The sequence below is a fragment of the Bacteroidota bacterium genome (assembly GCA_039714315.1).
Lineage (GTDB): Bacteria > Bacteroidota > Bacteroidia > Flavobacteriales > JADGDT01 > JADGDT01.
This window is the reverse complement of the sequence record JBDLJM010000159.1, coordinates 1-6509: the sequence shown is the minus strand read 5'-3', so window position 1 is coordinate 6509 and position 6509 is coordinate 1. Positions and strand designations below refer to the sequence as shown.

Genomic DNA, 6509 nt, shown 5'->3' with positions numbered 1-6509 from the left:
CGATGATCCCCAACTGTTGAAACCCGAAAACAGACCATTGTGGGAAACTTATCAGAAGATCTCGAAAAGCAAGACTATGTGGGGGAATATTTCTTAATGGGTTAATGATTTAATGAGTCAATGATTTAATGAGTCAATGATTTAATGGGTTAATTTTTGTAAATATTCACGAATAAAAAATTAAATGGAGTTCATGAATCGCTTCGCTTATTTCCGTAGCCCTGCTATGCAAGAAATTTTAAATTTGTGAAAAAGAATTATATTTCAATTGCGATAGCAATCATGAAATCTTAAAAAAATAAATACACTTGAATAAATCTAACAGGGCATTAGCTGCGCTGAACCAAAAGGTTTCTGAAATTCATTATTATTCTCATATGCTGTTTATAAACAAATACGACTGACCTGAAAGTATGAATTATGACATACATACTTTAGGGCAGTCGTATCAAAGTTATACCAATAATAACAGCAAATTAACATTATAAATTTGGAATTATAATTGGTGTTATTAATACATTGAACTTTAATCTAGTTTTTTATAACCTTCACAGTTTTAGTTTTTCCATCTTTATTCACAGCAATTACATACAAGCCTGAGTTCCATGAATAAGTATCGATTGTTAATTCTGTACCCGGATTTTCCTCCTGGAAAATGATTCCTCCGGTTGTTGAATATACGGTAACAGATGTTGCCTGATTATCGAGTTCAAGGTTAAGTACATCAGTTACAGGGTTCGGATATGCTTTTACTTCTATCAAATTGATCTCAGCCATATCTAATTTTTTAGACAAATTGTTCGATATATTGATAGTGTAATCCTGTACCTCACCATATTCGAAACTGCCACATGGGTTTATTGTGTAATCCGAAGAGTTGCCATTCATAGCTACTCGCATATAGTATACACCATTGGCTGCATTCGGAATAGTCATCTGGTCGGAAACCCAACCGCTGGTTATTGATGGAATATCGTATACCAGTTCTCCGGCATCTTCCATGTCACCATCCTTATTGAGATCTATATATATTCTCCAATTCTCATTATAAGAAGTTCCTGAATAACCGGGATTAAGACTTATGTCGTATGTTTGACCACCTACAACATTGAATTCTATATTTTTATAATCGGCGTAACCTCCATCGTTTCCAGAGCTATGGCTCTCGTTTCCAATTTTTACAAATGAAATCCATTCATAGTCGCTGTTGTCAGCAGTAAGAGTACATAGTGGTGCAGGAGGGATGTCAGTTGATTCGACCACTAAGGTAAAATCTTCAATTTCTCCTTCACTAATCGCCCCACATGTTGCAATCGGCTGAGAACTTGTTGCTACTCTTAGTTTATATGAGCCTGATTCAGTATTTGCCGGAATAAAGAAATTGTTGAATAAATATGCATCTCCTTCTTTCGAAACAATCTCTTCCGATACATCAAAATCACCATCTTTGTTATAGTCTATCCAGGCTTTCCAGTACGAAGGATTTAGAGTATTGTCAATATCATATTTTCCTCTAAGTATAATTCTATATTCAGAATCGGGATTTACTCTAATTTCCAGGTTTGTATTGTCTGAATACCCCCCGTCGTTGTACGAAATATTTTCAAATATTGGAGTGTCATTGATGTCATTAATAGCCACATATCTTACGAAGTAATTTGCTGTGCTTGTTGCCGACATATCACATTCCTGTACTTCGATACTAACCTGTGCATTTGCCGATTTCAATCCTTCAACATCTTTTACCGAATATGTAAAAGTATCCGTTCCAAAGTAATTAGCATTTGGAGTATAAGTTATTTTGTTGTCCTGAATCAGTACATTACCGTTGGCAGGGTTAGATTCGATATTCAATGTTGATACATCAATCGAATTATTGTCATCTGTGTCATTTGCAAGAACATCTATTTCAATTGATTCATCTTCGGCAGTTATTGCATTATCGTTTGCAGCAACCGGAGGAAGATTTGTAAATGGTCCAGAAACATTCAAGGTGTAATCTTCAATTTCACCGGCTGTAATAGCTCCACATGCATCAATTGTCTGAGAACTTGTAGCAATTCTCAGTTTGTAGCTTCCCGGCGATAAATCTGATGGAATAGTAAAGTTGAAATATGTATAAGCATCTCCTTCTTTTGATACTATTTCTTCGTTAATACCATTAAATTCACCATTGCCATCTATATCTATCCAGGCTTTCCAGTACGAAGGATTTACAGTGTTGTCAATTCCGTATTTTCCTCTTGCTAGTAGCCTGTATTCTTCACCTTGTACAACATCTGCCGTAATTGTAGAGTAGTCTGCATAACCCCCGTCATCATTACTAATGTTCAAAAGAACTTCATCACCGTTTAGGTTAATAACCTGTATATATCTGACGAAATAGTCAGCATTGCTTGTTGCAGTAAGTACGCATTCTTGATTTACAACTGTGATTGATACAGCTGCAGCTTGTGAAACATTCGATTGAGAATCCGAAATTGTATATTCGAATGAGTCATTTCCTTCGTATCCGGTATTTGGAGTATAGTTTATTTTTCCATTTTCAACAGATGCAGTACCATTCGATGCCTGGGTAACTATTGTAAGTGTAGATGCGTCAATATCATTATTTGCATCGGTATCGTTTGCTAAAACATCAATAATAGTTGTTTCGTTAATTGTTACCTCAATAGAATCATTGTTTGCAATTGGCGCCTGTTGGTTTATACTAATATTTAAAGTGCTTAAATATTTATCTAATACTTTGGTCATATCTTCAGTAGCTGCAGCTTCTAATCCAAATGATAAGTACATAACTGAGCCTTCTTGTGTTCCACTTGGGAATATTCCTTTGAAATATATTCCTGCACCGGCTCCGTTTCCGTATTTCATCACTAATGATGAACCGTTTAGAGGTGTAATTTCATCTGCATCATTGGCTGTATATGCACTGTTTATGGCAATATTTACACCGGCTAATAATCCTTCTCCGTTTGCAATTGTGCTTGCAGTACCATCACCCGTCATAGCTGCCTTTAAATAATCGGCATAGAACGCTTTATCAGCACTATCTCCATTACTGACTAAGTCCCAGGCAATATTTGAACCCGATATAAACAGGTTTCCACCTGCCATAAGATAGTCGTCAACTTTATTTCTTTCGTCCCAGGCAAGTGTAGATTCGCCTGATGATTCATCTCCAAGAACCCATACTACTGCATCGAAATCAGAAAGGTTTACATTTCCGTTTTGAATTTCTGTATTGTAGGTCGATGCAATGTTTACAGATTCCGCGCCTGCAATTGCATAGATATATTTGTTTATAAAATTACCTGTACCGGTATAAGACGATCTACGGGTAAATCCTTCTACTATCAGAACATCAAAATTTGCTGCACCATTGTATTTCGATAGTATTTTTGATTCTTTTCCAACAATAGTTGTAGAGTTGCCATCAACAGTTACGCTTGTAACTGCTGCAATTTTATAATTTTTTGGAGTAAGGCTACTCTTGTCAATAAATGCTGATTTCGAAATTGTTGCACTATTAGAGTCAGCACCGATAGTGTTTTCATCGGCTGCCAGTTTCCAGATTGTTTGCGTGTCGTCAGTGGCATAGTATACTCTGTACCCTATTAAGTCTGCTCCTGTGTAGGTTGGAACCCAATTCAAAGTTACACCATCAGCAGAATTTGCTTTTACTAAGGTTAGTGTAGGGGCACTGGCCTGTTCTCCGATCACATTTATTAATACATCGTTTCTCAGGTGTTGTCCTCTTGTAACAGTTACTGTTTGTACTTTTGTTGCACTACCTGCTTTTTCAAAAGTTAAGGTGTGCTCTCCGGGCGATACGAAGTTGAAATAATAATATCCGTTATATCCCCCTTCTTTAGTAATATGATTGCCTCCTGAAACATATTCTCCTTCGTTGTAATTACAATCTAATTCGTCTTGATCAACAACAACACTTTTTTCATTTGCAGTGCCTTTATCCAATGTTACTTTTACACTGTTTACTCCAAGCCCCCATTCTAATCCTCTTCCTGTAGTGGGGTCACCTTCATTAAATTCACTTGGTGTGCCTGAGTATGCAACTCCGCCTATTTCTCCCCAGGTGATTAAATTTTCTTTGCCTTCCTGAGCTACAAATGCTTTTATCCATGCCATTGCATTTGCTTGCAGGTATAATGTACTTCGCAATCTTCTGCCTTCTGCAGCGTGAGTGTGAAAACCGCCTTCCGATAGTACAGCATAAGCATTAACATCGTCAGTTACCGAATAACTGTGAACCTGTGCCTGAGTATCATGCGTATGGTTCATTTCTTTGTGGTAGTTGGCCATTTTTGTGGCAACTGCTGTCTGAGTAGAGCTATTGCTGTTAGGGATAAATGTTCTTACATAATCAATTTCATCAGGTGTAGCCGCACCGGGAACAGATCCTGCAGCGTTGGTGTGTATTGATTGAAAATATTTAGCTCCAAAACTATTTGATATAGCTTCCCTGTTCGATAGTGTAGGGTCTGAAGTTCCTATTGCTCCCCCGTTGCCGTAAACACCATACATGATATCGTTATCATTCATTTCTCTGGTAAGTTTAACAAGAGCTCCAAGTTCCTGTAAAACCTCGCGCATATATAATGCTGTGTAGAAGTTACCATTCGATTCCCAGTATGCAATACCGTAATCATCTGCATCGATATATTTGTCTAACCAGTATATGTATCGGTCATTGCCATCGTTATGACCACCATGTCCGGGGTCTAAACAGATTTTTACGCCACTAAATATGTTTGGAAGATCGTTTGGCAGACCACTTTCTATTCTATTGCTTATATCCTGCGATTGCGAAAGTGACTGTGCATTAATTATTGAACTAACAAATAATGCAACTAAAAGAATAAGTTTCCTTTTCATCTTTGTTATTTGTTAATTGTAATTAAATAAATTTCATTCTTATTTGTAGAAAAAAGAACTTTAGAAGCATCAGAGTTTGCTGACGGATGTTGAGCTAATCCGTCAAAATTCTCAGTTAGGTTCTTTTTTGTTCTTTTAGACAGGTCATATATACCAACATCACTTTTTAAAAGGGTGTGTCCGTCGTCTTCAGTGATCATATATACAATTTTGTTGTCCCCTGCCCATTTTGCAGCTTCTAAAACACCCAACGGGAGAATTGTTCCATCAGTCAACGATAATATTTCTGTTCCTTTAGGTCCTGAGTAAAGTACTTTTGAACCATTAGGTGATAATTCAGCATTTACATAAATGGATTTTCCATGTGGATAGAATTCTTTTTTAGTTCCATCATTAAATAGAACAATGAAACCATCTATCATTACAGTCGGAACTACATCGATGGCATATCGTTCAGATTTTTTACTTAAGGATTTCATTTTAGCAGCAGCTTTTGGGCTTCCCGCCTGTGATTGCTTTTGTTTTCTGCCTGTTTTTAGGTTGATTGATGTCATTTCATTTTCTTTTTTGAAATACACATCTTCGCCCGAAATGTAACTTTTGTAGGCAACACCTCTTCCCTCAACAATGATGGATTGTTTCTTAGTAGCTAGTTCGAACTTCTCGATTGAATTATAGTTCGACTTTGAAACTACAATTATCTGTTCGTTTTCTGCGAATACAGGATATCGTCCTTTCGCATCAAGTTTTTCGATTTTCTGAGCATTAGCAATAACCGGAAATATCAAAGCTAATACAAAGAATGTTTGACATAAATTCTTCATAACATATAAATTAGATATTTGTAAGTTATAGTGGTACTTGTAAGTTGTAGGGGGAATTAAGTTGCAAGGATAACCAGATAAAGTTAGGTACAGAAAATAATTAGATGATTTGCAGTGCTTTGGCGATGGGTTGCTGTATTAGGGAGATAAAGGGTTGTGAGTTAAGGTATTTGAAAAATATTATTGTAGAATATATTGGTTTTTGGTGTATTGTTGACATTGTTTTTGTAGCAAAAACTGACTTTTGTATATAGTTTTAGATATGTTATAATTGATTTTATTTCAAACTGTTTTACATAGACCCCGAACCGTATTTCAAGGGAGCAATCCCGAAAAAAATGATGGCTCCACACCTCTTAGGAGGAAGGAATCCACAAAAGTGGAAAGCGGTCATCTTTTAGATGGAAGTAATCTCCAAACGGGGAATGCTGACATTTTTTAGGAGGAAGGAATGTTCAAAAGTGGAAAGCCCGACATCTTTTAGGAGGGAGCAATCCCCAAATGGGGAAAGCTGACATTTTTTAATAGGAAGCAATGTTCAAAAGTGGAAAGCCCGACATTTTTCAGGAGGAAGCAATCCCAAAACGGGGAAAGCTGACATTTTTTAATAGGAAGGAATGTACAAAAGTGGAAAGCCCGACATTTTTCAGGAGGAAGGAATGTACAAAAGTGGAAAGCCCAGCATCTTTTAGGAGGAAGGAATGTACAAAAGTGGAAAGCCCGACATTTTTTAGGAGGAAGGAATGTACAAAAGAGGAAAGCCCGACATTTTTTAGGAGGAAGGAATGT

The 6509-nt window shown here is 36.8% G+C and carries 3 protein-coding genes; 1 reads left to right on the top strand and 2 read right to left on the bottom strand.

All coding sequences use genetic code 11. The annotated features are described in order from the left end of the window. Nucleotides 1-531 precede the first annotated feature (531 nt). Entirely contained in the window at nucleotides 532-4896 is a 4365-nt protein-coding gene (locus ABFR62_12390) for a GEVED domain-containing protein (protein ID MEN8139222.1), read from the bottom strand. A gap of 5 nt (nucleotides 4897-4901) precedes the next feature. Continuing rightward, entirely contained in the window at nucleotides 4902-5720 is an 819-nt protein-coding gene (locus ABFR62_12385; GenBank protein MEN8139221.1) for a hypothetical protein, read from the bottom strand. A 534-nt stretch (nucleotides 5721-6254) separates the two neighbouring features. Here ABFR62_12385 and ABFR62_12380 point away from each other — a divergent pair. Beyond that, on the top strand, nucleotides 6255-6509 hold a 255-nt coding region (locus ABFR62_12380; GenBank protein ID MEN8139220.1), incomplete at its 3' end, for a hypothetical protein.

What these genes read in the sequence shown, in the direction of transcription:
- ABFR62_12390 (MEN8139222.1), bottom strand. Translation starts at nt 4,896, where the DNA reads ATGAAAAGGAAACTTATTCTTTTAGTTGCATTATTTGTTAGTTCAATA.
- ABFR62_12385 (MEN8139221.1), bottom strand. Translation starts at nt 5,720, where the DNA reads ATGAAGAATTTATGTCAAACATTCTTTGTATTAGCTTTGATATTTCCG.